Genomic DNA, 25,672 nt, shown 5'->3' on the forward strand with positions numbered 1-25,672 from the left:
CCATTAAGCTGGCGGTTTGGCAGGCATGGCCGGGATGGAACGTCCCGGCGCGTGCGAGATGGCGCAATAGGGATAAAGCAATGAGTCGCAAATATTTTGGAACCGATGGTGTCCGGGGTGAAGTGGGGCAGTTTCCAATTACTCCGGAGTTTGTACTGAAACTGGGCTATGCCGTTTACCGCGTGCTGGTTGACCATGACAAGGCACATCGTCCGACGGTATTGATCGGTAAGGACACGCGTATTTCCGGCTATATGCTGGAAGCTGCGTTGCAGGCAGGCTTTACTGCCGCTCGGCGTGAATGTGCTGTTGACCGGGCCGTTGCCAACTCCGGGGATTGCCTACCTCAGCCGTGCGTTGCGGTTGGAAGCTGGGGTGGTAATTTCGGCTTCGCACAATCCGTATCAGGATAACGGCATCAAGTTTTTTGCCGAGGGCGGTAACAAGCTGGACGACAGCGTTGAGCTGGAAATCGAAGCGATGCTAGACCAGCCGATGCAAACCAATGCCTCGGCCGAGTTGGGCCGCGCCCGGCGTATTGATGGAGCCGCTGAACGCTACATTGAATTCTGCAAGAGCACCTTCCCCAATGACCACGACCTGAAGGGCCTCAAGCTGGTGGTGGACTGTGCCAACGGTGCCACTTATCACATCGCGCCCAAGGTGTTTCATGAGCTGGGTGCCGAAGTGGTGGTGCTGGGCGGCGAGCCTGACGGCTACAACATCAACGACAAAGTGGGCGCGACTTATCCGCGCACCTTGCAAGCGGCCGTGTTGCAACACCAGGCCGATTACGGCATTGCGCTGGATGGCGATGGCGACCGTCTGATCATGGTGGATAGTGATGGCAAAGTGTACGACGGTGACCAGTTGATCTACGTCATCGCCAAGGCCCGCGCGGCGCGTGGTGAGCTCAAAGGCGGCGTAGTGGGTACTGTCATGACCAATCTGGCGATGGAGCTGGCGCTGCAGAAGCAGGGCGTGGCATTTGCCCGGGCCAAGGTGGGCGACCGCTATGTGCTGGAACTGCTGCATGCACAGGGCTGGCAGGTGGGGGGCGAGGCCTCCGGCCACATCCTGTGTCTGGACAAGCATTCCACCGGTGATGGCATCATCTCCAGCTTGCAGGTGCTGGATAGCCTGCGCAGCCTGGGCATGGGGCTGGCCGAGGCCTGCCGCGACTGGACGCCGTTCCCGCAAACGCTGATCAACGTGCGCCACAATGGTTGCGACTGGAAAGCTGCGTCGGCAGCATCGCTGCAAGCGGCGGAACAGGCATTGGCCGGTCACGGCCGGGTGGTGTTGCGTCCTTCCGGCACCGAGCCGGTGGTGCGGGTGATGGTGGAGGCGGACGACAAGGATCTGGCTCGCCATTGGGCACAGGAAATTGCCCACGCCATTGAGCAGGCGGCCGGTTAACCCAGCCTTGTTTGGCGTAAAAAAGGCCGCTGTCTGACAGCGGCCTTTTTGCTGGCGGAATCTGGTAAAAATCAGCCGCGTATCACACGCGGGACACGCGGTGCCACGGCACACATCAGTTCGTAGCCGATTGTCCCCGCTCCGGCGGCGACATCCTCGATGGCCAGCCCATCCCCCCCACAGCACCACTCGGCTACTAAGGTTGGCCGAAGGAATGGGGGTCAGGTCGACCGCCAGCATGTCCATGGATACCCGGCCGACAGTACCAGTGCGCACGCCGTCGATCAGCACTGGGGTGCCATTCCGGGCAATGCGTGGATAACCGTCGGCGTAGCCGCAGGCGACAATGCCGATACGCATCGGATGCTCGGCGGTGAATTGCATGCCATAGCCGACCGATTCGCCCGCTTGCAACTGCTGGATGGCGATGATGTCAGCCGACAGCGTCATTGCCGGTTGCAGCCCCAGTCCAGTGCCATTCACTTCGGCAAAAGGGGAGCAGCCGTACAGGGTGATCCCCGGCCGGACGATGCTGCCGTGCGTGTGCGGATGGCGGAATACAGCGGCCGAGTTGGCCGCGCTGATGGCCAGCCCGGATGCCTCGGCCACCGGCTGAAAGCGTTGCCATTGCGCGGCCACGCCACGTTCATCGTCGGCAGTGGCAAAGTGCGTCATGATCGTGGTGAGCCGGCCGCGGGCAGCGTCTGTAGGGCCGAGGCGGCTGCCAGTGCCTGTTCCGGGCGGAAACCCGGTGCGGTTCATGCCGCTGTTGATCTTGAGCCAGACTTCCACCGGTTGCGGCAGTGAGCCTTCGGCCAACCAGGCCATCTGTTGCTCGTTATGGATGGCACCGGCGATACCGTATGCCGACATCGCTTCCACTTCCTGCCGGTCAAACGGGCCTTCCAGCAAGGTAATCGGATGCTTGAGCCCGGCGTCACGCAGGCGTACGGCTTCTTCCAGATTGAGCAGGGCATAGCCGTCGGCCACATCGGCCAGCGCCCGGGCGGTTTCCAGCACGCCATGGCCATAGGCATTGGCCTTGATGACGGCAAGGGCGCGTTGTCCTGCGGTTTGTTGTCGGGAATGTTGGTAGTTGTGGCATATGGCGGAGGTGGAAATCTCCACCCGGATGGGGCGTGTCATGTCAAAAAGTCTGCGGGAGAGGTGTGCTATTATAATCCCCCGATACTCTATTCGGACAGCACGCCCGCCCGGTCTGGCTTAACCTGGCCGACCGGTTGACGGATTACCATGGATATTCTGCAGATACTTCTCGATTTTTTCACCGGGTACGGCTATCTGGCCGTATTTCTGGTCCTCCTGTTGTGTGGCTTTGGCGTACCGATTCCCGAAGACATCACGCTGGTGGTTTACGGCATCATTTCGGCGCTGGGGCATGCACACGTGCATACCATGGTGGCGGTGGGGCTGGCCGGGGTGTTGGTGGGCGACGGCGTGATGTTTGCGGCTGGCCACTTTTATGGCAACCGGGTTCTGCAGTTTCGGCCCATTGCCCGCATCCTGACGCGTGAGCGCTTTTGCGCGGTGCAGGAAAAGTTTGAAAAATATGGCAATTGGGTACTGTTTGTTGCCCGTTTCCTGCCGGGGCTGCGCTCGCCCATTTTCATCACCGCTGGCATGACCCGGCGTATTTCCTACTGGCGTTTCCTGTTGCTGGATGGTTTTGCCGCCCTGATTTCCGTGCCGGTGTGGGTGTATCTTGGGCATTACGGCGCCAGCCAGCGCGCGTGGCTGCTGGAGATGGTGCACCGTGGTCAGGCGGGGGTATTGATCGTTATTGGCGTGATACTGACCGGCGTCTGGCTGGTGTATCTCAAACGGCGCAAAGCCCGTATGGCCGCGAGCAAAGTGACCAAGTCTTAACACTTGGCCCCGGACATGTCATGAAAAAAGCCACCCGTACCTGTGGGTGGCTTTTTTGTTGCCGTGGTTGGCCGAAGTGCGGCTTAACCCAGTTGCAGCAGTTCTACTTCGAAGACCAGCGTGGCGTTTGGCGGAATTACGCCACCAGCGCCACGTGCGCCGTAGCCTAGTTCCGCCGGGATGGTCAGCTTGCGCTTGCCGCCCACTTTCATGCCTTGCACGCCTTGATCCCAGCCCTTGATCACATAGCCGGAACCCAGCGGGAAGCTGAACGGCTGGAAGCGGTCCTTGCTGGAGTCAAACTTGGTGCCATCGGTCAGCCAGCCGGTGTAATGGACGGTTACTTCCTGACCGGAGGTTGCTTCCGCGCCTTCGCCTACGACCAGATCCTCAATAATCAGTTCGCTCATGCTCGATCCTTGCTTGCTCAAATGGATAACCGCCGGATTGTAACAGCGCGCTGTTGATTCGTCGTGGTGTCTTCCCTTGCTCGTTATGGACGGTTGGCGGGCAAATGGCAAGGTCGACAAGGTGTGGTTGTCTTATGCTTTCAATGGCTTATAACGGAACTGTGTTGCCATGCGCTGTTACAAGGAGGTTGTGATGAACCTGATCCATGTGAGTGTTAATCACCCGCGCCCCATCGTCCATCGGGCTGACCTGTTGCAGCCGTGGGAATGGTTGCGGCTGGGCTACCGCGATTTTCGCCGTGCCGCCGCCGACGCGTTGTTATACGGTGTGGCGTTTGTGCTGATGGGGCTGTGGCTGACGTTTTATCTGGCCGATGCACCGGTCGTGGCGATAACGCTGGCCACCCTGTTCCTGTTGGCTGGCCCGTTTCTGGCCATTGGGCTATTTGATCTGGCACGCCAGATGGAATCATTCGATGGCCGGGGCAAAGCCCGGTTGATGCACAGCCTGACGGCCTGGCGGGCCAACTTTTAAGCATTGACCTTGTATGCCGCCTTGCTCACCATGCTGGTGTTTGCCTGGTTTCGCCTGTCGTTGCTGATGTTTGCGCTGTTTTTTGATGCCGCCACGCTGGTGTCGCTCGATAGCCTGCTCGGCAGTCTGCAGCGGCCCGGCAATTTCGGTTTTCTGCTGGCGTATTTCGGCCTGGGTTTTCTGTTTGCCGCCGTGGTGTTTGCCGTTAGCGCGGTATCGATTCCCATGATGCTGGATCAGGATGTGGACACCTTTACCGCCATGGTCGCCAGTGTGCAGGCGGTGTATCACAACTTGCTGACGATGGCGCTGTGGGCCGTTATGATTGTGGCTCTCACGGCGGTTGGGTTTGCCACCTACTTTGTGGGCCTGATCATCATCATGCCGGTGATCGCCCGGCCAGCTGGCACGCCTACCGCGCCCTGATCACTTTTGAGCGCTGACCATTCCTGATGAGCCATTCCATCGTATTTCTTGACCGGGACAGCCTGCCTGTCCCGGTGCCTGCCTTTGGTTTCCCTGCCAATTATGTCGAGCACGCTAGCACCACGCCGGAACAGATCGTGGCCCATGCCGGACAGGCCGACATCATCATTACCAACAAGGTGCCGTTTACCCGTGCGACGCTACAGCAATTGCCGCAGCTGAAAATGTTGGCCGTGGCGGCGACCGGGGTGAACCACATTGATCTGGACGCCTGCCGCGAGCAGGGCGTGGCGGTGGCCAATATCCGTCATTACGGCGATGACACGGTGGCGGAACACGCCTTCATGCTGATGCTGGCGCTGATGCGCAATCTGCCAGCGTATCAGCGCGACGTGGCCGCTGGCGTGTGGGAACAGGCCAAGCAGTTTTGCCATTTTGGCGCGCCGATTCGTGATTTGCAGAGCGCCACGCTGGGGATTCTTGGCTCTGGCGGCATCGGTCAGGCGCTGGCGGCGCGTGCCCGTGCCTTTGGCATGATCGTGCAGTTTGGCGAGCGCAAAGGGGTGGAATCGGTACGACCGGGTTATGTCAGCTTTGAGCAACTGCTGGAAACCTCCGATGTGCTGTCGCTGCATTGCCTGCTCACCGCGCAAACCCGCCATATGATTGGCGAGGCAGAATTGATCCGCATGAAGCCCGGCGCGGTGCTGATCAATACCGCCCGCGGTGGCTTGGTGGATGAAGAGGCGCTGGTGGCGGCGCTGAAGTTCGGCCAACTTGGCGGGGCGGGGTTCGATGTTTTGACTACCGAACCGCCGAGTGCGGGCAATCCGCTGCTCAAGGCGCGCTTGCCGCACCTGATTGTGACGCCGCATGTCGGCTGGGCCAGCCGCGAGGCCATGCAGCGTCTGGCGCAGCAGCTGGTCGACAATATCACCTCGTTCGTGCAAGGCGGCACCGATCACCGCGTGGTATGAATGTACGGTGAGCCGGAATGAACACAGGGGCCGTTGGCCCCTGTTTCGTATTGGCGTCAGTCCGGAATTTCGTTGGGATTCAGTAAGCGTTCATCTTCTTCCCCCATGCCCAGCTTGCCGCGCACGCAGGTGATGTAACGATTGACATCCGGGCCGCCGCCGTAGCGCTGGGCGTGCCAGATCATCTCTCCCAGACACTCCATCATTTCATGCTGGGCACGGTGTTCATCGCCGTGACGCAACGCCAGTTGCGCATACAAAGACCGGATGCCAAACGGCTGGTCGATGGAGCGCTGCTCCTCGATGGCCATGTGCAGGCTCATGTGCAAGAACGGGTTGGTTTCGCCCATCTCCGGCGTCCATTCTCGCTCCAGATAACTTTCCGGCGCATCCAGCATGGCATGGTATTCCGGGTGAGCTATAAGAATGGATAGGACAATATTTTCCGGGTCCGTCAGCGGTTGCTGCTGTTTGTGCTTGCTCCGGGTTTCAAAGAAAAAACGGCGGGCATCCTGACGGCTGGGAGAAAACAACATGGGGCATCCCTTGAGGCGGTTGAAACGGGGAAAGGCTGGTGCCGAGGGCGATGGTCCATCGGCGTGACCCGATCGCTGGATTGATCGCTGTCCTGATCCGCCATTATACGAAACGGAGATAGCCATGACCACGCTTTACGACTTTTCCGCTCAACTGCTGGATGGTGCGCCGGTGTCCTTGTCCGATTGGTCCGGCAAGGTGGTGCTGGTGGTGAATACCGCCAGCGAATGTGGGTATACCCGGCAGTATCAGGGCTTGCAGGAGTTGTACCAGCTCTTTGCCGCGCAGGGGCTGGTGGTGCTGGGGTTTCCCTGCAATCAGTTTGGCGGACAGGAACCGGCGGATAACCGCATGATCGGCCAGTTCTGCCAGCAACGCTTTGGTGTGACGTTTCCGTTGTTTGCCAAGGCCGATGTCAATGGACCGCAGGCTTTGCCGCTATGGCGTTGGCTGACGCAGGCGGATACGCCGCACCCGCATCCGGTGAAATGGAATTTCACCAAGTTCCTGCTTAACCGCCGGGGGCGGTTGGTCAAGCGCTTTGAACCGGCGGTGGAGCCTTACGAGTTGATGGATGACATCAGCGCCTTGCTGTTACCGCTGTCACACGTGGCCTGACGTGATTTCGGCCAACCTTGAACCACCAAGGTTGGCCGAACGGAGACTACCGGTTTACCGAGACTGCCGGTTTAACGACGGCGGAAGATGATGTCCCACACGCCGTGCCCCGGGCGGATGCCACGCTGTTCAAACTTGGTCAGCGGACGATATTCCGGGCGGGGCGCATAGCCATCGGCCGTGTTTTCCAGATCGGCGTTGGCGCTCAATACTTCCAGAATCTGCACCGCGTAATCTTCCCAATCGGTGGCAGCGTGCAGATAACCACCCGGCTTCAGCTTTTTCACCAGCTTTTCCACCAGGGGCGGCTGAATCAGGCGTCGCTTGTTGTGGCGCTTTTTGTGCCACGGGTCGGGGAAGAAAATGTGCACGCCATCCAGGCTGCCATCGGCCAGCATGTGGTCGAGCACTTCCACCGCGTCGTGGCGGATCAGCCGCAGATTGGACAGCTGCTGTTCGGCAATCAGCTTGCACAGGTTGCCCACACCCGGGCCGTGCACTTCGATGCCCAGATAATCCTTGTCCGGATTGTTGAGCGGCAATCTCTGCCGTGGCGCCGCCCATGCCGAAGCCAATTTCCAGAATCTTGGGGGCTTCGCGTCCAAAGGCGGCGGCGAGGTCAATCTGCGCCGGTTGGTAATTAATGCCCCAGCGCGGCATGCCTTCATCCATGGCCCGCTGCTGGGCGGCAGACAAATGCCCCGGCGCAGCACGAAACTCTTGATGGGACGCGGGAAAGCGGGATTTTCCATGGGATGTAAACGGATCAATGACAAAGAACGCGATGTTACCGAATCTGGCCGCCCGAGGCGAGCAAAGCCGCCCTGAATTCGTCGCTATCAGGCAGCTGATCCAGCAGGGTTTGCACCGAGGGATACGCCAGCTCTACGCCCAGCTCGCGTTTGAGCCGGTTGTTACACAAGCGGCGCGATTCGGCCAGAAACGACCACAGCATCGGCGATACCCGGCGCCGCACTTCTTCGCGCGGGTAGCAGGGCGGCACGGCAACGTGCAGTTTTTCGGCCAACCTTGCATACCATTGACCTACCGGCAGCGGCTCGTCATCACAGGCGTTATAGATGCGCAGGCCTCCACCGTGACAGTGCAGCGTGGCAATGCACAGGCGCGCCAGATCATCGGCATGAATGTGGTTGCTCAGGCTGTCTTCTTCTGGCCGGATCAGCGGGGTGGCACTTAACAAGCGGCCGATCGGCAAACGCTCGGCGGCGTAAATGCCGGGTGCGCGCAGGATGCGGACTTGCGCACCGGTGGCGATGGCAAAGGCACGCAAGGCGTGTTCCGCATCCAGCGGCGCCGGGCCCGGTCGCTGCCCGGATTGGTCGGCGCCGTTTCATCCAGCCAGTTGCCATCGGCATTACCATACACGCCGCTAGTGCTGATATAGCTAACGCGCTGTGGTATCCTCAGACCTTTTGTCAGTGCGTACAATAACTTGCGTGTGCGCGGGTCGGTCACGCCATGGTTGGGCGGTGGCGCCGTGATCAGCACATCGTCGGCCAATCCGGCCAGACGGCGCAGGCTGTTGGCATCATCAAGGTTGGCCGAAACCGGCACGGCACCGCCCAGACGGGCTCGTCGCGCGGCAGCCGCGTGATGGCATAACGCCAGCACGCGCCAGTGGGTGGTGAGGTAAGGCATGGCCCGCATGGCGATATCGCCCGGCTTAAGCAATCAACAGTGTACGCATCTGCACATTCTAGCCAGATTGTAGAGGAACGAGATGACTTCTCAGGTCAAAGTGCTCCCGAGCGGGCATACGTTCAGCGTGGAAGCGCACGAAACCATTCTTGACGCCGCGCTGCGGCAGAACATCGGCTTGCCGTACGGTTGCCGCGACGGCGCCTGCGGTGCCTGCAAGGGCAAAGTGCTGGAAGGCGACGTCTGCCGGGACGGCTATCAGGAAAAAGCCTTGCCGGAAAACGAGCGGGTACAGGGCTATGCGCTGTTCTGCTGCGCCCGGCCGCAGGGCGATGTCACCATCGAAGCGCGTGAAGTGAGCGGCGCCGGTGACATTCAGGTCAAAACCCTGCCGTGCCGCGTGGAAAAAATCGAGAAAGTACACGATGTGGCCGTGCTCAAGCTCAAGTTGCCCGTGTCCGAGCGCCTGCAATTCCGTGCCGGTCAGTACATCGATATCCTGATGAAGGATGGCAAGAAGCGCAGCTTCTCCATCGCCAATGCACCGCATGATGACGCCTATCTGGAGTTGCATATCCGCCATCAGCCCGGTGGCAGCTTCTCCGAATATGTCTTCAACCAGATGAAAGAGCGCGAAATCATGCGCTTCAAGGGGCCGCTCGGCTCGTTCTGGCTGCGAGAAGAGTCCGACAAGCCGATCATCCTGCTGGCTAGCGGTACCGGCTTTGCCCCAGTCAAGGCCATCATCGAACATGCCATCCACAATGGCGTACAGCGGCAGATGGTGCTGTATTGGGGCGCACGTACACTGGCCGACCTCTACATGGCCGAACTGGCCGCCAGCTGGCAGGCACAGCATGCCAACATCACCTTCATCCCGGTGCTGTCGGAAGCCCTGCCGCAAGATAACTGGGTGGGCCGCACCGGCTTTGTCCATCAGGCCGTGCTGGACGATTTCGACTCGCTGGCTGGCTATCAGGTCTATGCCTGTGGCGCCCCGGTGATGGTGGAAGCCGCTCATCACAGCTTTATTCAGGAACGCGGTTTGCCGGAAGACGAGTTCTTCTCCGACGCCTTTTTTCTGTCCAAGGATAGTGGCGCTAGCAAGTAAACCATTTACTGGCCCAAGACCAAGCCTCCGTCATAAACGGGGGCTTTTTTTTGCCCTGTGACGGCTTTTTTCCCCTCCGATCAGTTAGTTGACCTGCGTCAATAACCTTTGTTTGTGGGTGGTTATTATGACCATCAGTTAAACGTTAACGGCGTTGATTGGCCGGAAGGGAGTCTTGATGGAACTGCTAAACCAGCTTCTGTCCGATGATGTCGGACTGCTCAGCATCATCACGATTGTGGTGGCATCTATCGTTGTCTGTGGTGCTATTTTGATCGTTGCCAAAAAGGTCAAGAACGCGGGACCGAATGATTAATTGCTAGGGCGTCTAGCAAGCCGGGTGTTTTTCCTCTTGATGTGTGTGTTGGTGGATACGGTGGTGGGCCGTATCCATTTTTTTTGCCTGTTCGCCAGCAAGAGCCAGACATGGTTGCCCACCTGACCGGCATTGCCTGCCTGACGGATTCTGAGGATGATGGAGCAAGGTATTCTCGGAGAATCTGCCATGGCAACGTTGGGTGTGCATTCGGAATGTGGTCGCTTGCGCGCGGTGCTGGTGTGTCGGCCCGGGCTGGCGCATCGCCGTTTGACGCCCGGTAACTGTGCCGCTCTGCTGTTTGATGACGTGATCTGGGTGGCGCGGGCGCAGCAGGACCACGCCGTCATGGTGGCGCAGATGCGTGCGGCGGGTATCGAAGTGCTGGAGTTGCACGAGGCGCTGACCAGCGTGCTGGACGACCCGGTGGCACGTAACTGGCTGCTGGCACGCAAAGTCGATGAAGATTTCGTCGGCATCGGCATGCAAGCCGAGTTGCGAGCCCTGGCTGGACGCCATGCCATCCGGCATGTTGGCCGACTATCTGATCGGCGGCATCGCCAAATACGAACTGCCGTTTGAGGCAAGGGAATTGTTTGGCGGTTATCTCGATCGTTCCGATTTTGTCTTGCCACCCCTGCCCAACAGCCTGTTCCTGCGTGATCCCAGTAGCTGGATTTATCAGGGCGTCACACTTAACCCGATGTTCTGGTAAGCGCGCCAGCGCGAAACCCAGATTCTGCAGTGCATTTACCGCTTTCACCCCTATTTCGCCGGTCAGGTAAATGTCTGGTGGGGCGACTGTGATCACTATCACGGCCTTGCCACGCTGGAAGGCGGTGATGTCATGCCAGTGGGCAACGGCGTGGTGTTGATCGGCATGGGCGAACGCACCAGTCCGCAGGCCGTGGTGCAGCTGGCCAAGCGGCTATTGGGGCAGCCGGGCGGTGCCAGCCGGGTGATTGCCTGCCAGTTACCCAAGACGCGTTCGGTCATGCATCTGGATACCGTGCTCAGTTTTCTCGATGTCGACCTGCTGTCGGTGTTTCCGGATGTGGTGGAGCAGATCGCTTGTACCAGTATTTTTGCCGACCCGGAGCATAACGGTGTGCGCTTTGAGCGACACGGCGGTATCAGACTGATTACATTGTTGCAGCAGGTGCTGGGGTTGGCCGAAATCCGCACCATCGAGACGGGGGGCGATGTTTACCAGCGTGAGCGGGAACAATGGGATGATGGCAACAACGTGCTGGCGCTGGATCGCCGCGTGGTGCTGAGTTATGACCGCAACACGCACACCAACCGCCGCATGCGCGAACATGGCGTCGAGGTGATCGAGATTCCCGGTTCGGAACTGGGACGTGGGCGTGGCGGCAGCCACTGCATGGCCTGCCCGTTGAGCCGGGAGGCCATCGTCTAGCGGGTTAGAGAGAGGTTCGGCCAACCTTGGCAGGCTGGCCCCGTCAGCTTAGTGGCCGTCGTAGCTGCAGACGGTAAACAGCGGCAGGCCGCTATCTCGCACCAACTGCGCACCGCCCAGTTCGGGCAGTTCGATGATGGCTGCCGCCTCCAGTACATTGGCGCCCAGTTTTTGCAGCAATTTGTAGTTTAAGCCATCATGGTGCCGCCGGTGGCAATCAGGTCGTCGATCAGCACGACACAGTCACCCGGTTTGCAGGCATCGGTATGCATTTCCACCGTGGCATTGCCGTATTCCAGCTCGTACTCTTCCTGAATGGTGGTAAACGGCAGTTTGCCCTTCTTGCGGATGGGCACAAAGCCGACATTTAGCTCATGTGCTACCACTGACCCGATGATGAAGCCGCGGGCGTCCAGACCCGCGATCAAATCGACTTTTTCCTGCATGTAACGGTGTACATAGATGTCGATCAGGATGCGAAAGGTCTTGGGGTTTTGCAGCAGCGGGGTGATGTCGCGAAACATGACGCCGGGGCTGGGCCAGTCCGGCACGGTGCGTATCCAGTCCTTGAGGTAGCTGGGATAGTCGAGATTGCTGATGGTTTCCATGGCGCGCATTTTACCATTGCCGATATCTTTACGTAAAAAAACCTCCCGCTTGTGGCGGGAGGTATCTTTCCAACGGGCAGTTCGACGTTAGTGGAAGAAGGCCAGTTTGAAAATCCAGAGAGCGGCAATTACGATTACCGCCGGTTTCAGGTCGGCAAAGCGGCTTAGCCAGAAGTTTGATGACAGCATAACTGATAAAGCCGAATGCTACACCATCCGCAATGGAAAAGGTAAATGGCATGGCCAGCGCAGTCATTACCGCCGGAGCAGATTCGGTCAGGTCATTCCATTCGATTTCGGCCAACCCTCGCGTCATCAGCACGGCGACATAGCACAAAGCCGGGGCCGTGGCGTAGGCCGGTACGGTGCTCGCCAGCGGCGACAGCCACAGGCAGGCGAGGAACAGCAACGCTACCACCAGCGCCGTCAGCCCGGTACGGCCACCCACGGCGGTGCCGCTGCCGATTCGATGTAAGCCGTGGTGGACGATGTGCCCATCATGGCGCCAGCGGTGATGGCGACCGAGTCGGCCAGCAGCGCGCGCTTCAGGCGCGGCAGCTTGCCATCCTTGTCCAGCAGATTGGCGCGGTGTGCCACGCCAACCAGCGTGCCGGTGGTGTCGAACAGGTCAACGAAGAAGAAAACAAAGATCACGCCCAGCAGGCTTAAGATTCAGCGCCGCATGCAGGTCCATGGCCATGAAGGTGGGCGCCATGCTCGGCACCGGCGCCAGAATGCCGTCAAACTTGGACAAGCCCAGCACAATCGACAGCGCCGTCACCAGCAGAATCCCGATGATGATGGAGCCCGGAATCTTGCGGTATTCCAGCGCCACAATCACGAAAAAGCCCATGATGGCGAGCAGGGTAGTGGGGCTGTGGATATCGCCCAAGGTAATGTAGGTGGCCGGATGCGGAGCAATGACACCGGCGTTCTTCAGCGCGATGATCGCCAGAAACATGCCGACACCGGCAGAAATGGCAAATTTAAGCGACTGCGGAATGGCGTTGACAATGGCCTCGCGCACTTTGAACAGGCTGATGGCGAGGAATACGATGCCAGAGATGAAAACCGCCCCCAGCGCCGCCTGCCATGGAATGCCCATGCCTTTGACCACGGTAAAGGTAAAGTACGCGTTCAGGCCCATGCCCGGTGCCAAGGCGATAGGGTAGTTGGCAACCAGGCCCATGATGGCGGTGCCTAGCGCGGCGGCCAGACAGGTGGCAACAAAAACCGCCTTCAGGTCCATGCCCGTGGTTGACAGGATGGACGGGTTGACCAGCACGATATAGGCCATGGTCAAGAAGGTGGTGAAGCAATCACTTCGGTTCTAACCGATGTGCCGTGCTCTTTCAGCTTGAAAAAGCTTTCCAGTAGTTGCATGACGACGATGCTCCCTCGGCGCGAGTTCTGAGATAGGAAAGCGAGTAATTTTATTCGGTGTGAAGATATTTTGCGAAATCTTGATATGAAGATAATTTGCGGTCTGACGAAGCATGCCTGCCTGTGGTATTCTGAAAAATTAGCTTTGCTAGGTAATTTTCAGTCATGTCGCAAACCATAGGGACAATTTTTATTGTAGTTGCCCCCTCTGGGGCCGGTAAGACCTCACTGGTGGCCGCGCTGCTGGCGGCCGAGCCGACGGTGGAACTGTCCGTGTCCTATACCACCCGTGCGCCGCGCGCCGGAGAGGTAAATGGTCAGCATTACCATTTTGTCGATCGTGCCACCTTTGAACGCATGATAGCTGATGGCGACTTTCTGGAATACGCTGAAGTCTATGGCAACTATTATGGCAGCAGTGCCAGCTGGTTGAAGGGGCGGCTCGATAGCGGTCGCGACATCTTGCTGGAAATCGACTGGCAAGGCGCGCAGCAGGTTCGCAAGGTGTTTCCGGATGCATTGTCCGTGTTCATCATGCCGCCGTCCATGCAGGAACTGGAACGCCGCCTGCGCGGTCGGGCGACCGATAGCGAAGAGGTTATTGCCCGGCGCATGGCGGAAGCCCGTGCCGAGATCGCCAAGGCGACCGAATACGACTACATCCTGGTCAACGACAATTTTGAAAGCGCCTGTGCCGATCTGGTCAGCATCGTGCGGGCAGCACGGCTGACGCGTGCCAAGCAGCAGGTCAAGTTGGCCGAAACCCTCGCCACCATGCGCGACGGCCGCTGATCGGCTTGGTGGCTGGGTACAAATTCGTTATAGTTTTCCCAAATTAAAGACTCTGAGGATTTCTCATGGCCCGCATTACCGTTGATGATTGCCTGGATCGCATCCAGAACCGTTTTGACCTGACTCTGGCTGCTGCCTACCGTGCGCGCCAGGTTGCCTCGGGTGCTTCGCCGTTTGTCGAAGCTGGCCGTAACAAGCCGACTGTCGTTGCGCTGCGTGAAATCGCTGCTTACCACGTTGGCAAGGAAATTCTCAACCGCAGTAAGGCCTGATTGTCGCTGGGCGGAGTTATTGCATGGACACCGGGATTGAGGCATCAATCGATTACGATGCGCTGATAGCTGGCGAGGCAGCCGCTTTTTTCGAGGCGGCGGAGCGTTATCTCAAACCGGATGATGTGCAGATGCTGCGCCGGGCGTTTTCCCTCAGCCGGGAAGCGCATGAAGGGCAGTCGCGCAAGAGTGGCGAGCCCTACATCACCCATCCGCTGGCGGTTGCCACGATGCTGACCGACTGGCGTCTGGATGCGCAGGGGTTGGCGGCGGCATTGTTGCACGATGTGCTGGAAGACACCGGTGTGGGCAAGCCCACGCTGATCGAGAAGTTTGGCAAAGTGATTGCCGATCTGGTGGATGGCCTCTCCAAACTGGAGCGGCTGGAATACCAGACCAAGGAAACGGCGCAGGCGGAGAACTTCCGCAAGATGGTGCTGGCGATGGCGAAGGATATCCGCGTCATCATCGTCAAGTTGGCCGACCGGCTGCACAACATGCGCACGCTGGACTCCATGCGTGAAGACAAACGCCGTCGCATTGCGCTGGAAACGCTGGAAATCTACGCGCCAATCGCTAATCGCATTGGCCTGAACAAAGTGTACCGCGAGCTGCAGGATCTGGCGTTCAAGCACCTGCATCCGCATCGTTATGGCGTACTGTCCAAGGCGGTCAAGGCGGCGCGTGGTAACCGCCGTGAAGTGGTCAACAAAATCCTGCAGGCAGTGAGCCAAAAGCTGGTGGAAAGCAGCATCGAGGCTACCATTCTCGGGCGGGAAAAGAACCTCTACAGCATCTACAAGAAAATGCAGGAAAAGCACCTGTCGTTTTCCGAGGTGCTGGATATTTATGGTTTCCGCGTCGTTGTAGACGACATTCCGCATTGCTATCTGGCGCTGGGCGCCTTGCACAGCCTGTACAAGCCCATTCCGGGCAAGATCAAGGATTACATCGCCATTCCCAAAGGGAATGGCTACCAGAGCCTGCACACCACCTTGTTCGGTCCGTATGGCACGCCAGTGGAAATGCAGATTCGCACGCGTGAAATGAATAGCGTGGCGGAAGCAGGCGTTGCTTCGCACTGGATGTACAAGAGCGGCGATGCCGGACTCAATACCGCGCAGCAGCGTACGCACCAGTGGTTGCAGAGCATTCTGGATATGCAGGAAGAAAGCGACGACGCCGTCGAATTCCTGGAGCATATCAAGATCGACCTGTTCCCGGACGAGGTTTACGTGTTCACCCCCAAGGGCAAGATCATGGTGTTGCCGCAGGGGTCGACGCCGGTCGACTTTGCCTATGCCGTGCACACCGACATCGGCCATCGCTGTATTGCCGCCCGGGTCAATCATGCACTGGTGCCATTGCGTTCCGAATTGCGCAACGGCGATACGGTAGAAATCATCACCTCGACCCAGGCCAAGCCGAATCCGTCCGGCTGACGTTTGTGCAAAGTGGCCGTGCCCGTTCTGGTATTCGCAACTACCTCAAGGGGCTGCAGCAGACGGAAGCCGCGAGCCCTGGGGATAAATTGCTGAAACAGGCTGTTGGCGCCTTGTCTGCCAAACCGGTGGTGTTGACCGATGCCTTGCGCCAGCTATACATGGCCGAGTACGGCGAAAAACTGCATGACTTTGCCGAAGTGTTGACGGAAATCGGCACGGGCCGCCTGTTGCCGGTGGTTGTGGGGCGCCGCATGCTGGAGTTGGCAGGCGAGCAACTGGGCGAAGACGTGCGTGTCGCACCGGTCACCATCCGCGGGAATGAGGGTGGTACGGTACAGTTGTCGCCGTGCTGTAATCCGATTCCCGGTGACGACATTCTTGGCGTGATTACCAAGGGTCAGGGGCTGGTGATCCACCGGACGCACTGCCCGAATGTGCAGCGCGTGGACCACGAAAAATTGCTGGAAGTGAACTGGGATGCGCAACGTGACCGCATGTTTGGCGTCAGTGTCAGCGTGCTGGCACGCAATGAGCGCGGGGCGCTGGCGGATATCGCCGCTGCCATTTCGCAGGCTTCGGCCAACATCGAAAGCGTGGACACGCAGGACACGCATGTCGGTGATGGTTTTATCCATATCCATTTCCGCTTGCAGGTGGAAGGTGTCGAACATCTCGAGCGTGTGCTGAATGGCGTCGGCCAATTGCAAGTGGTTCAGCAGGCAGAGCGGAGGTAACGACGATGCCGTGTTTACGCATTAATGGCGAGGAGCGGCAGGTGCCGTCCGTCTCGACCATCGCCGATCTGGTCGTAGCGCTGGAATTGACCGGCAAGCGCATGGCGGTAGAAAAGAATGGCGAGATTGTGCCGCGTAGCCAGTATGTGCATGCCGCGCTGGTAGACGGGGATGAACTCGAAATTGTGGTAGCTGTCGGCGGAGGCTGATGGCGAGTGGGAAGGAGTTGCAAGTGAACGATCAACTGGTCATTGCAGGCAAAAGCTATGGTTCGCGCCTGCTGGTGGGAACCGGTAAGTACCGGGATTTTGAACAGACGGCGCAGGCGCTTGATGCGGCCGGGACCGAAATCGTCACTGTGGCTATCCGTCGTGTCAATCTGGGGCAGAATCCAAATGAGCCAAATTTGCTCGACTTTCTGCCTAAAAACCGGTATACCTTGCTGCCCAATACGGCGGGGTGCTATACCGCAGAGGATGCGATCCGTACCTTGCGTCTGGCGCGCGAGCTGCTGGATGACCACCGTTTGGTCAAGCTGGAAGTGCTGGGCGATCCGAATACCTTGTTTCCCAATGTGCGGGAAACGCTGAAGGCTGCCGAGGTGCTGGTCGCCGAAGGTTTCGACGTCATGGTGTATAGCTCTGACGATCCGATCATTGCCAAAGAGCTGGAGCAGATTGGCTGCTGTGCCGTGATGCCGCTGGCCAGCTTGATCGGTTCCGGGATGGGAATTCTCAACCCGTGGAACCTTAAATTGATTATTGAGCAATCCAGTATTCCGGTACTGGTGGACGCCGGGGTGGGTACCGCCTCCGACGCTGCCATTGCCATGGAGCTGGGTTGTGATGGCGTGTTGATGAATACCGCGATTGCTGCCGCAGCCGATCCGGTGCTCATGGCCCATGCCATGAAACTGGGGGTTGAGGCAGGTCGTGCCGCCTATCTGGCCGGTCGTATGCCAAAACGTTTTTACAGTGCAACACCAAGTTCTCCGAGTGAGGGGGTGATTTCTTCCCGCTAGGCGTGGTGCGTAAAGCGCCACAAAATGCCAGCAGGAATAGTGTCAGACTTTCCCAAACAGCCTAACGTTGTTAAAATGCCGCTTTTAAAAGCGCAGGGAAGCCCTGTGCTTACGAAATTTAAGGACACTTAAAGTAATGCCGAACATTCGCGTAAAAGAGAATGAACCGTTTGAAGTGGCCATGCGCCGTTTCAAGCGCGCTGTAGAAAAGACTGGTCTGTTGACCGAACTGCGTGCTCGCGAGTTCTACGAAAAGCCGACCACCGAACGTAAGCGTAAGCATGCTGCTGCCGTGAAGCGCCACTACAAGCGCATCCGCAGCCAAATGCTGCCGCCGAAACTCTACTAAGCGTTTCAACAGGCAATACCGCAGGACCGCAGGCATCGCCTGCGGTTTTGCCATTTGTACTCCCCGTTTTCATGCTGCTGGGGTTGTCATCCAGTAGCACCTTCCACGTGAGCATGTCATGAGCCTCAAAGTTCGCATCAGTGATGATATGAAGTCCGCCATGAAGGCGAGAGAATCCGACCGCTTGGCCACTATCCGTTTGTTGATGGCGGCGATGAAGCAAAAAGAGGTGGATGAACGTGTCGAACTGGATGATGCGGCCATCGTGGCGGTAATCGAAAAGATGCTCAAGCAGCGTCGTGATTCCGTGGCGCAGTATCAGGCGGCTGGCCGTCAGGATCTGGCCGACAAGGAATCCTTCGAAATGAGCGTGCTGATGGCGTATATGCCGCAGCAATTGTCCGATGCGGAAATCGACGAATTGGTGGCCAAGGCCGTGGCCGATAGTGGCGCGTCATCGATGCAGGAGATGGGCAAGGTGATGGGGCTGCTCAAGCCGCAATTGGCCGGTCGAGCCGACATGGCCAAGGTCTCTGCCCGTATCAAGGCGCAGTTGGCCGGGTGAGGCATCTTTCCGGGCTGGCTCGCGTTGCCGCGGCGTTTGATGTTGTTGACTGACAGGTGACTCCGCCTTGATTCCGCAGGATTTTGTCGATCAGCTGTTGTCCCGCGTCGACATTGTCGACGTGGTGGATCGTTATGTACCGCTGAAAAAGGCGGGGCAGAATTATCTCGCGTGCTGCCCCTTTCACAAGGAAAAATCGCCCTCATTTACAGTGAGTCCCAGCAAGCAGTTTTATCACTGCTTTGGGTGTGGCGCACATGGCTCGGCCATTGGCTTTGTTATGGAGTATCAAGGGCTGGGGTTTGTTGACGCGGTCAAGCTGTTGGCTGATGGCGTGGGCATGCCGGTGCCGGAGGTGCGTTCGGCCAACCCTGAGGCGGCGCGCGAGCGGCGTGAACGCCAGCTGTCACTGGAAGAAGCCTTGCAGATTGCTGCCGGTTATTACAAGCAGCAATTGAAGTTGTCTCCGGTGGCGGTGGGCTATTTCAAAAGCCGTGGTCTGACTGGCGAAATTGCCGCACGGTTTGGTTTGGGGTATGCGCCGGGTGACTGGCAAAATCTGGCGGCGGTTTTCCCTGATTATCAGGATGCCCGCTTGCTGGAAAGCGGCCTGGTGATCGAGGCGGAAGATACGGGGCGGCGTTATGACCGCTTCCGTGATCGCGTGATGTTCCCGATCCGTAACCAGCGAGGCAGCATCATCGGCTTCGGCGGTCGCGTACTCGGGCAGGGTGAGCCCAAGTACCTCAACTCGCCGGAAACGCCGCTGTTTGAGAAAGGCCATGAATTATATGGCCTGTATGAAGCCGAGCTCGCCATCCGGGAAAAAAACCGGGTGTTGGTGGTTGAAGGCTATATGGACGTGGTGGCGCTGGCGCAGTTTGGTATTGGCTATGCCGTGGCCACGCTGGGGACGGCTACCACTGGCGATCACGTCAAAAAATTGTTGCGCCATGCCGATCAGGTTTATTTCTGTTTTGATGGCGACAAGGCCGGGCGCAAAGCGGCCTGGCGTGCGCTGGAAAACAGCCTGCCGCAACTGGTGGATGGCAAGGCGCTTAATTTTCTGTTCTTGCCGCCCGAACATGATCCGGACAGTTATGTCCGGGAATTTGGCGCGGCAGCATTTGAACAGCTATTGGAAGAGCAAAGCCTTCCGTTGTCGGTTTACTTTACACGCGAGCTTACCGGCCGTGTGGACATGAATACGCCAGAAGGCAAAGCCGACCTGATCCGTCAGGCGGCGCCGCTGCTGGCACAGATTGCCGCTCCGGTGCTGGCCTTTATTATCCGTAAAAGGTTGGCCGAACTGGCCGGGATGGAGGTCGATGAACTCGACGCCCTGACTGGCGGCCAGAAAAGAACGGAGCGCAAAGGCAAGCGTGAATATCGCCTGCCGGATGAATCGTACCGTCAGATCAACACGCCCATCATCAAGAAGCAGATCAAATGGCTGCTGATGAACCCGGCGTGGGGGAACGATGTACGTTTGCCGGACAGCATGCCGCTGTCCGATGACCTTGCCTGCTTTGCCATGTTGGCCGAAAGCGTACAAGGACACGACCAGCCGCCCAATACGGCGCAATTGATGGAGAGCCTGCGTGGCACTCCCTATGAAGCGTTGGTAGACAGTGTCCTGCAACAGGCCATGCAAGACCCGGTGGAGTTTGCCGATCCGGGGGAGGACGACCGCAAATTGTTTCAGGATGGCAACCAGCGCCTGTTAAACATGCTGCGGGAGGCCCGGTGGAAAGGTTGAAGCAGAAGGAGCAGAACGAAGGTCTGACTCCGGAAGAAAAAGTACTTATCAGGGAACTGTTGCGGGAACTGTTTGCCTTAGCCCCAAGTAAGGGCGGGCGGCGACCACGTGGTGGTGTTATAATCAACTGTTTTTTTCGGCTTTTTCAAGCAGGAAGCGAAATGGCGGCCTCTCCCGAAAATCAAAAGAATGTACAGGACACTCCGCAGGAAGTAATGAGCCTGGAAGAGCAGCGTAAACGCTTGCGCCAGCTGATTGCCCTGGGAAAGAACGTGGGTATCTGACCTACGCGGAAATCAACGACCATCTGCCCGAAGATGTGTCCGATGCTGAACAGATCGAAAACATCGTCACGATGATTTCCGGTCTGGGCATTCAGGTGTATGACGAAGCCCCGGATGCCGAAACACTGCTGATGTCTGATTCGACGCCAGCCGTGGCTGACGAAGATGCCGTGGAAGAAGCCGAAGCGGCACTGTCTTCGGTAGATTCCGACTTTGGCCGCACCACCGACCCGGTACGCATGTACATGCGCGAAATGGGCTCGGTCGAACTGCTGACGCGCGAAGGCGAAATCGAAATCGCCAAGCGCATCGAAGACGGCCTCAAGTTCATGATCCGGGCTATTTCCGCCTGTCCGGGAACGATTGCCGAAGTGCTGGAACTGATCGAACGCATTGGCCGCGACGAGACACGCGTGGACGAAGTAGTGGACGGCTTCATCGATCCGGATGCAGAAGAAGACGTGCCGCTGGCCGAGCATGTTGAAGAAGAGGCGCTGCTGGACGATGAGGACGAAGAGGATGACGCTGACGAAGCCGTGGATGAAGCGGCGGAAAACAGCGCCAATCTCGAAGAGCTCAAGATGCAGACGCTGGAGTACTTCGCTGACGTGCGGATGCTGTTCGACAAGCTGGTGAAGGTACTGGCCAAGGAAGGTGCGCAATCGCCAGCTTATATCGAGTTGCAGGAAGCGATCACCGCCGAGTTCATGAACGTGCGCTTCGCTACCCGCCAGATCGAAAGCCTGTGCGAGTCGCTGCGTCGTCGCGTGAAAGAAATCCGTACCTACGAGCGTGATATTCAGGACATCTGCGTGACGCGCGTCCGCATGGACCGCGATCACTTCATCAAGACCTTCCCGGGTAACGAAATCAATACCCAGTGGGTGGAAGATGAAATTGCCGCTGGCAAGCCGTGGTCCGAAGCCCTGACTCGTTTCCAGTACGCCATCATCGAGAAGCAGACCAAGTTGGCCGAACTGCAGGACAAGGCCATGCTGCCGATCAAGGCGCTGAAAGAAATCAACCGCCAGATGTCGGCGGGTGAATCCAAGGCGCGGCGTGCCAAGAAGGAAATGATCGAGGCCAACCTGCGTCTGGTGATCTCCATTGCCAAAAAATACACCAATCGTGGTTTGCAGTTCCTCGACCTGATCCAGGAAGGCAACATCGGCTTGATGAAGGCTGTGGACAAGTTCGAATACCGCCGTGGTTACAAGTTCTCCACGTACGCTACCTGGTGGATTCGTCAGGCCATTACCCGCTCCATCGCTGACCAGGCGCGTACCATCCGTATTCCGGTCCATATGATCGAAACGATCAACAAGATGAACCGGATCAGCCGTCAGATTCTGCAGGAAACCGGCCACGAACCGGACCCGGCAGAGTTGGCCGAACGGATGGAAATGCCGGAAGAGAAGATCCGCAAGATCATGAAGATTTCCAAGGAGCCTATCTCCATGGAAACCCCGATTGGTGACGATGATGACTCCCACTTGGGTGACTTCATCGAGGATCAGAACAACCTGGCACCGTCCGATGCGGCGATGTATTCCAGCCTGAAGGACGCGACCAAGGAAGTGCTGGATACCCTGACTCCGCGCGAAGCCAAGGTATTGCGCATGCGCTTCGGCATCGACATGAATACCGACCACACGCTGGAAGAGGTCGGTAAACAGTTTGATGTAACGCGTGAGCGTATTCGCCAGATCGAAGCCAAGGCTCTGCGCAAACTGCGTCATCCGACCCGTTCGGAACGTTTGCGCAGCTTCCTCGATAACGAGCCTGGCGGGCAATAAGGCAAAACTTCTGCTATAATCCGCCGCCACAGGGCCTTTAGCTCAGTTGGTTAGAGCAGAGGACTCATAATCCTTTGGTCGCGGGTTCGAGCCCCGCAGGGCCACCAATAAAATCAAGGCTCTCAGCGATTTTTCTCGCTGAGAGCCTTTTCTTTGTGCAATCCCGTGTGCAAAATTCGTGCACACGGTGGGTAAACGAAGGCGCCGTGTGCAATTTGGAGACGCTGCATGGGTATCACTCAACTGAAAAACGGCAAGTTTCGGCTGCAGATTCGGCGGAAAGGGTTTCCGACTGTCGACAAAGTGTTCGAGTCGGCAGAGGGGGCTCAAGCAGCAGAAGCGGCGGCGGCGAGAAAGCAGAAACCGGTTCAAGACGATATAACGCTGAATGAGCTGTGTGAGCGATACCACGACTCGCGAGAATTCTCTGAGAAAGCAGAAAACACCCAGAAGACAGAGCTCTGTCGCATCAAGCCGGTGCTCGCGACGCTCGGCGAATATTCGCTGAAAAATCTGGAGCAAGATACCTCGGCCATCTACGACTACATGGACAAGCGCTCGAAAGAGGTGTCGCCCCGGACAAAAGAAAAAATCTCGGGAACCACGATACGCCTAGAAATTGCAGCACTGTCAGCTCTCGTTGCTTTTGCTAAAACGCGCAAATTGCGGAATTATGTAGCAACCGCACAAACGGCAGGAGCAATTAATCTTCCATAAACGCGGATAGCTTTGCGGACAGCATTACCGGGTAACGTAACTCACATTCCCATACGATCAATACGGACCAACCAAGCTGAGTCAGCTTCGCCAGATTGGCGATATCACGCATTTTATTCCGGTCAATTTTTGGGAGCCAATAGGCTTGATTTGATTGAGGACGCCTTGCCCCTTCTTTGCAGTCGTGGCCATGCCAGAAGCATCCATGGATCAGGATTACTTTCCGTCTACCAATGAAAACGATATCTGGCTTCCCGGCAGATCCTTCCGGTGAAGGCGATAGCCGGGATATCCGAGCTGCCGTAGAGTCCGGCGCACAACCAGTTCTGGATAAGTGTCCTTGCTGCGGATGTGCCGCATGTTTTCACTGCGGCTCATCCCCATTTACATTCGCCTCAGCAAAGTCCGCGTTCAAACGGCAAGGTCAAGCGGCAGATCCGAAATGTCTTTGAGCCGTTTCCCATTGACCATCGTGTTTAGCAAGTCTTCGGCATCATCATAGCCAAGGGCTTTGACTGTAGCCATCAGCTCGTACAAGGCAAAATGGTATACACAATCGATATCACCGGTTCCAAGTGCAATGGAAGCCAGCCTGCTCGGGGCAGGTTCTGCCGTGACGACCATGATATGTGGCAGATGACCTTTTCTGTTTCGCATCAGGTTCAAGGCTTCAGAACGGGAGTTTTGCGCACGGTCACTGCGGATCGTCCACTTGCACGAAATGCTTGCATGCAGAAGAGGGTTACTGCTGTTTTTCTTCCGAAGGCTGGCAAGGGTTGTCACGCTATCATCAACCAAAATGCCGGATGCGTTGATCGCCAAGTCATCTTCCGTTGCACGTTCTACAACGATGTCCGGGGTAATCGTGTAATCGCTACCCAACGCAGCCGCCAGTTCGGAATCATTCTTTGATGCTCTATCCAATGCAATTAAATGCGCATATTGCTGATATTTGGCGATTGCCAACCGGTTCCGGCCTGATACCTGATGTACATCCCATGTGCCGGGCGCAGATGGCCAAGCTTTAGAAATGTATTTTTTACGTAATCAGCGCAGATACTTTCGAATTGATTGCCCGCAGTTTGCCCGGCCAACCGTTCGCCAATGGTTTCCGCCTTGAGCAATTCGGCTATGCCCTTGGCAATGGCTATGCTGGGCTTGTTGGAGCTGTCCGCATTACTGACGATGCCCTTTTCGTTGGTAATCAGCGTCGATTCCAAAAGTGCGGCATGAAATTCCTTGCGGGCATCAAAAAATTGAACAGGGTTCGTCATTACGCCACCTTGAAGATGCGTTTTGCAGAAAGTGCAGCGTATATTTGTCTGGCTACAGCCGCTGCGACGAGGGGCGGGAAGGCATTGCCAACCTGGCGGTAGGCTGCCGTTTTCCGCCCAAAAATTTTCCAGTCGTCCGGGAAGCTCTGGATGCGGGCCGTCATGTGCGGCGTTAGCCGGGGCATGCCGACAAAGTCATGGGCAGGCGCTTCATCCCACAAACCCATTCCATCGACGCCAAGCGCCGCCCATGCCCGCTTCGCGCGAGTGGGGCCGAGGTCGGGGCCTCCGTGTTTCTTCGACCCGCCAACTAGCGTTGGAGCAATGGCATTTGCTTGCTCACGCCAGCGGTCAGCACCCAGCCAGCCATTGGCTTTCATCAGATCGTGCAGCAGCTCCCCTACGGTCAAAGGTTCTGTTTTCAAAGGTTCCGGCCAAGTAAAGCCGGATGCCAAATCCTTGCGAAGCCCAACGAATATGACGCGAGGACGCAGTTGTGACACACCATAATCCGATGCGTTAAGCAGCCGCCAGCCCTGGCACATACCCCAGCTTTTTAAGCTGTTTTTCGACGCTATTGCGATAGTCGTCAAATACCGCGTCCAGTAGCCCTCGAACATTTTCTAACATGACGGCCGGGGGCGGCACTCGTCAACCAGCCTTATGGCTTCAGGAAACAGATTGCGTTCATCATTTTCGCCTAGCTGTTTGCCTGCTTTTGAGAAAGGCGGGCAAGGGACACCGCCTGCGAGCAAATCAATGCCTTGATACGGACGGCCATCAAATGCACGCAAGTCGCCTTCAATTACATTCCAGTCCGGGCGGTTGAGGCGGAGCGTGGCGCACGCTTACGCTTCAATTTCAACCAGCGCGGAATGTTCGAAACCCGCCATTTCAAGACCCAAAGCCTGACCGCCTGCTCCTGCGCAAATTTCCAAGGAGGAAAATTGTGTCTTATGTGTTTTGTTCATGTTGTTGAGCCTTTAGCTATTCGAGGTTAGGTTGAGGTTGGTCTGCTTACTTCCGCCAAACTTTCCCTTCTCCGCGCCGCCTCTTGGTTTGCTGGCTTCAAAGTGGATACGTGCCAGCGTTGTGCGGTAATCAAGGCCCGATTCGGCCATATCGCCCATCAGGGCAGCAATAATCGCCAGATGCGGGGGAACCTCGCCATGGGTGGCGTAGTTCGTGATGGAGTTAGGCGTTTGCTTGATTAGCTCGGCAAACCCTTTTACGGTCAGCCCAGCCTTGCCTAGCTGTCGCCTGAATTCGTCGTAAGTCATGGCGGGAATCATAGCAGATCCAGAAAGTGATACACAGCCATTAATTTATCATACAAATCAAATTGTGTGTATAGCAAA

Annotated in this window: 19 protein-coding genes, 1 tRNA gene and 13 pseudogenes; 20 read left to right on the top strand and 13 right to left on the bottom strand. The window is 57.5% G+C overall.

Annotated features, from left to right (window positions below):
• Nucleotides 1-80: 80 nt before the first annotated feature.
• Nucleotides 81-1,419 (top strand): annotated as a pseudogene (gene glmM, locus GKE73_RS12805) (phosphoglucosamine mutase).
• A gap of 71 nt (nucleotides 1,420-1,490) precedes the next feature.
• Here the strand turns inward: glmM and alr are convergent.
• Nucleotides 1,491-2,565 (bottom strand): annotated as a pseudogene (alr, locus tag GKE73_RS12810) (alanine racemase).
• 108 nt (nucleotides 2,566-2,673) lie between these two features.
• Here alr and GKE73_RS12815 point away from each other — a divergent pair.
• Nucleotides 2,674-3,306, top strand: a complete 633-nt coding sequence (locus tag GKE73_RS12815) for a DedA family protein (RefSeq protein ID WP_230370301.1) — start codon at nucleotides 2,674-2,676, stop codon at nucleotides 3,304-3,306.
• Between the two features lie 83 nt (nucleotides 3,307-3,389).
• Here the strand turns inward: GKE73_RS12815 and GKE73_RS12820 are convergent, their stop codons facing one another.
• Nucleotides 3,390-3,716, bottom strand: coding sequence for an FKBP-type peptidyl-prolyl cis-trans isomerase (locus tag GKE73_RS12820; protein WP_230370302.1), 327 nt, complete (start codon nucleotides 3,714-3,716; stop codon nucleotides 3,390-3,392).
• Between the two features lie 343 nt (nucleotides 3,717-4,059).
• On the opposite strand from GKE73_RS12820, the pseudogene GKE73_RS12825 reads away from it, so the two are divergent.
• Nucleotides 4,060-4,677: pseudogene (locus GKE73_RS12825) on the top strand (DUF2189 domain-containing protein).
• 26 nt (nucleotides 4,678-4,703) lie between these two features.
• A complete protein-coding gene (locus GKE73_RS12830; protein ID WP_230370303.1) occupies nucleotides 4,704-5,654 on the top strand; it encodes a D-2-hydroxyacid dehydrogenase in 951 nt (316 codons plus the stop codon).
• Nucleotides 5,655-5,710: 56 nt separating this feature from the next.
• On the opposite strand, the gene GKE73_RS12835 is transcribed toward GKE73_RS12830, so the two are convergent.
• Entirely contained in the window at nucleotides 5,711-6,190 is a 480-nt protein-coding gene (locus tag GKE73_RS12835; protein ID WP_230370304.1) for a DUF1841 family protein, read from the bottom strand.
• Nucleotides 6,191-6,314: 124 nt separating this feature from the next.
• Between GKE73_RS12835 and GKE73_RS12840 the strand changes: the two genes are divergently transcribed.
• Nucleotides 6,315-6,809: a glutathione peroxidase gene (locus GKE73_RS12840; RefSeq protein ID WP_230370305.1), complete on the top strand. Its 495-nt coding sequence runs from the start codon at nucleotides 6,315-6,317 to the stop codon at nucleotides 6,807-6,809.
• A gap of 71 nt (nucleotides 6,810-6,880) precedes the next feature.
• Here GKE73_RS12840 and trmB read toward each other — a convergent pair.
• From trmB to GKE73_RS12855, 3 genes and pseudogenes are all read right to left on the bottom strand, one after another.
• Nucleotides 6,881-7,561, bottom strand: a pseudogene (gene trmB, locus GKE73_RS12845) (tRNA (guanosine(46)-N7)-methyltransferase TrmB).
• Between the two features lie 35 nt (nucleotides 7,562-7,596).
• The gene (locus GKE73_RS12850; RefSeq protein WP_230370306.1) at nucleotides 7,597-8,100 is read right to left on the bottom strand and encodes a Rossmann-fold NAD(P)-binding domain-containing protein; all 504 of its coding nucleotides are present in this window, start codon (nucleotides 8,098-8,100) and stop codon (nucleotides 7,597-7,599) included.
• Nucleotides 8,004-8,501: a Rossmann-fold NAD(P)-binding domain-containing protein gene (locus GKE73_RS12855; protein ID WP_230370307.1), complete on the bottom strand. Its 498-nt coding sequence runs from the start codon at nucleotides 8,499-8,501 to the stop codon at nucleotides 8,004-8,006. The genes GKE73_RS12850 and GKE73_RS12855 overlap by 97 nt, the downstream gene beginning before the upstream one ends.
• Before the next feature lie 49 nt (nucleotides 8,502-8,550).
• Here GKE73_RS12855 and GKE73_RS12860 point away from each other — a divergent pair, with 49 nt between their 5' ends.
• The 4 genes and pseudogenes from GKE73_RS12860 (at nucleotide 8,551) to GKE73_RS12870 (ending at nucleotide 11,315) form a co-directional block, all read left to right on the top strand.
• Nucleotides 8,551-9,579, top strand: coding sequence for a CDP-6-deoxy-delta-3,4-glucoseen reductase (locus tag GKE73_RS12860; RefSeq protein WP_230370308.1), 1,029 nt, complete (start codon nucleotides 8,551-8,553; stop codon nucleotides 9,577-9,579).
• Between the two features lie 178 nt (nucleotides 9,580-9,757).
• The gene (locus GKE73_RS12865) at nucleotides 9,758-9,895 is read left to right on the top strand and encodes a DUF3149 domain-containing protein (RefSeq protein ID WP_230370309.1); all 138 of its coding nucleotides are present in this window, start codon (nucleotides 9,758-9,760) and stop codon (nucleotides 9,893-9,895) included.
• A 156-nt stretch (nucleotides 9,896-10,051) separates the two neighbouring features.
• Complete coding sequence (locus tag GKE73_RS23555; protein ID WP_280954924.1) at nucleotides 10,052-10,477, top strand: arginine deiminase family protein; 426 nt, start codon at nucleotides 10,052-10,054, stop codon at nucleotides 10,475-10,477.
• Nucleotides 10,425-11,315 (top strand): annotated as a pseudogene (locus GKE73_RS12870) (arginine deiminase family protein). The gene GKE73_RS23555 and the pseudogene GKE73_RS12870 overlap by 53 nt, the downstream one beginning before the upstream one ends.
• A 48-nt stretch (nucleotides 11,316-11,363) precedes the next feature.
• On the opposite strand, the pseudogene GKE73_RS12875 reads toward GKE73_RS12870, so the two are convergent.
• A pseudogene (locus GKE73_RS12875) lies at nucleotides 11,364-11,923 on the bottom strand (adenine phosphoribosyltransferase).
• Between the two features lie 87 nt (nucleotides 11,924-12,010).
• Nucleotides 12,011-13,306: pseudogene (locus tag GKE73_RS12880) on the bottom strand (NCS2 family permease).
• Nucleotides 13,307-13,471: 165 nt separating this feature from the next.
• Between GKE73_RS12880 and gmk the strand changes: the two are divergent.
• The 11 genes and pseudogenes from gmk to GKE73_RS12940 all read left to right on the top strand — a co-directional run bounded on the left by gmk (nucleotide 13,472) and on the right by GKE73_RS12940 (nucleotide 23,040).
• A complete protein-coding gene (gmk, locus tag GKE73_RS12885) occupies nucleotides 13,472-14,098 on the top strand; it encodes a guanylate kinase (RefSeq protein WP_230370310.1) in 627 nt (208 codons plus the stop codon).
• 65 nt (nucleotides 14,099-14,163) lie between these two features.
• Nucleotides 14,164-14,370: a DNA-directed RNA polymerase subunit omega gene (gene rpoZ, locus GKE73_RS12890; protein ID WP_230370311.1), complete on the top strand. Its 207-nt coding sequence runs from the start codon at nucleotides 14,164-14,166 to the stop codon at nucleotides 14,368-14,370.
• 23 nt (nucleotides 14,371-14,393) lie between these two features.
• Nucleotides 14,394-16,549, top strand: a pseudogene (locus tag GKE73_RS12895) (RelA/SpoT family protein).
• A 5-nt stretch (nucleotides 16,550-16,554) separates the two neighbouring features.
• A complete protein-coding gene (thiS, locus tag GKE73_RS12905; protein ID WP_230370314.1) occupies nucleotides 16,555-16,758 on the top strand; it encodes a sulfur carrier protein ThiS in 204 nt (67 codons plus the stop codon).
• The gene (locus tag GKE73_RS12910; RefSeq protein WP_230370315.1) at nucleotides 16,758-17,570 is read left to right on the top strand and encodes a thiazole synthase; all 813 of its coding nucleotides are present in this window, start codon (nucleotides 16,758-16,760) and stop codon (nucleotides 17,568-17,570) included. Before thiS ends, GKE73_RS12910 begins: the two co-directional genes overlap by 1 nt.
• A 136-nt stretch (nucleotides 17,571-17,706) precedes the next feature.
• Nucleotides 17,707-17,919, top strand: a complete 213-nt coding sequence (gene rpsU, locus GKE73_RS12915) for a 30S ribosomal protein S21 (protein WP_045845443.1) — start codon at nucleotides 17,707-17,709, stop codon at nucleotides 17,917-17,919.
• 118 nt (nucleotides 17,920-18,037) lie between these two features.
• Complete coding sequence (locus tag GKE73_RS12920) at nucleotides 18,038-18,484, top strand: GatB/YqeY domain-containing protein (protein ID WP_230370316.1); 447 nt, start codon at nucleotides 18,038-18,040, stop codon at nucleotides 18,482-18,484.
• Between the two features lie 67 nt (nucleotides 18,485-18,551).
• Nucleotides 18,552-20,305, top strand: a pseudogene (gene dnaG / locus GKE73_RS12925) (DNA primase); the annotation flags it as partial.
• A 99-nt stretch (nucleotides 20,306-20,404) separates the two neighbouring features.
• Nucleotides 20,405-22,323: pseudogene (gene rpoD, locus GKE73_RS12930) on the top strand (RNA polymerase sigma factor RpoD).
• Nucleotides 22,324-22,354: 31 nt separating this feature from the next.
• Nucleotides 22,355-22,430, top strand: a tRNA-Ile gene (locus GKE73_RS12935).
• Between the two features lie 121 nt (nucleotides 22,431-22,551).
• A complete protein-coding gene (locus tag GKE73_RS12940) occupies nucleotides 22,552-23,040 on the top strand; it encodes a site-specific integrase (RefSeq protein ID WP_230370318.1) in 489 nt (162 codons plus the stop codon).
• Here the strand turns inward: GKE73_RS12940 and GKE73_RS25890 are convergent.
• The 5 genes and pseudogenes from GKE73_RS25890 to GKE73_RS12970 all read right to left on the bottom strand — a co-directional run bounded on the left by GKE73_RS25890 (nucleotide 23,027) and on the right by GKE73_RS12970 (nucleotide 25,594).
• Nucleotides 23,027-23,424, bottom strand: a pseudogene (locus tag GKE73_RS25890) (very short patch repair endonuclease). The gene GKE73_RS12940 and the pseudogene GKE73_RS25890 overlap by 14 nt on opposite strands.
• Before the next feature lie 27 nt (nucleotides 23,425-23,451).
• Nucleotides 23,452-24,314, bottom strand: a pseudogene (locus GKE73_RS25895) (NgoMIV family type II restriction endonuclease).
• Nucleotides 24,314-25,150: pseudogene (locus tag GKE73_RS25900) on the bottom strand (DNA cytosine methyltransferase); the annotation flags it as partial. The pseudogenes GKE73_RS25895 and GKE73_RS25900, both read right to left, overlap by 1 nt.
• 12 nt (nucleotides 25,151-25,162) lie before the next feature.
• Nucleotides 25,163-25,285: a DNA cytosine methyltransferase gene (locus tag GKE73_RS12965; RefSeq protein ID WP_230370321.1), complete on the bottom strand. Its 123-nt coding sequence runs from the start codon at nucleotides 25,283-25,285 to the stop codon at nucleotides 25,163-25,165.
• A 12-nt stretch (nucleotides 25,286-25,297) separates the two neighbouring features.
• Nucleotides 25,298-25,594, bottom strand: coding sequence for a hypothetical protein (locus GKE73_RS12970; protein ID WP_230370322.1), 297 nt, complete (start codon nucleotides 25,592-25,594; stop codon nucleotides 25,298-25,300).
• Between the last annotated feature and the right edge of the window lie 78 nt (nucleotides 25,595-25,672).

The sequence above is a fragment of the Paludibacterium denitrificans genome (assembly GCF_009707705.1).
In the GTDB taxonomy this organism is placed as follows: Bacteria; Pseudomonadota; Gammaproteobacteria; order Burkholderiales; family Chromobacteriaceae; genus Paludibacterium_A; species Paludibacterium_A denitrificans.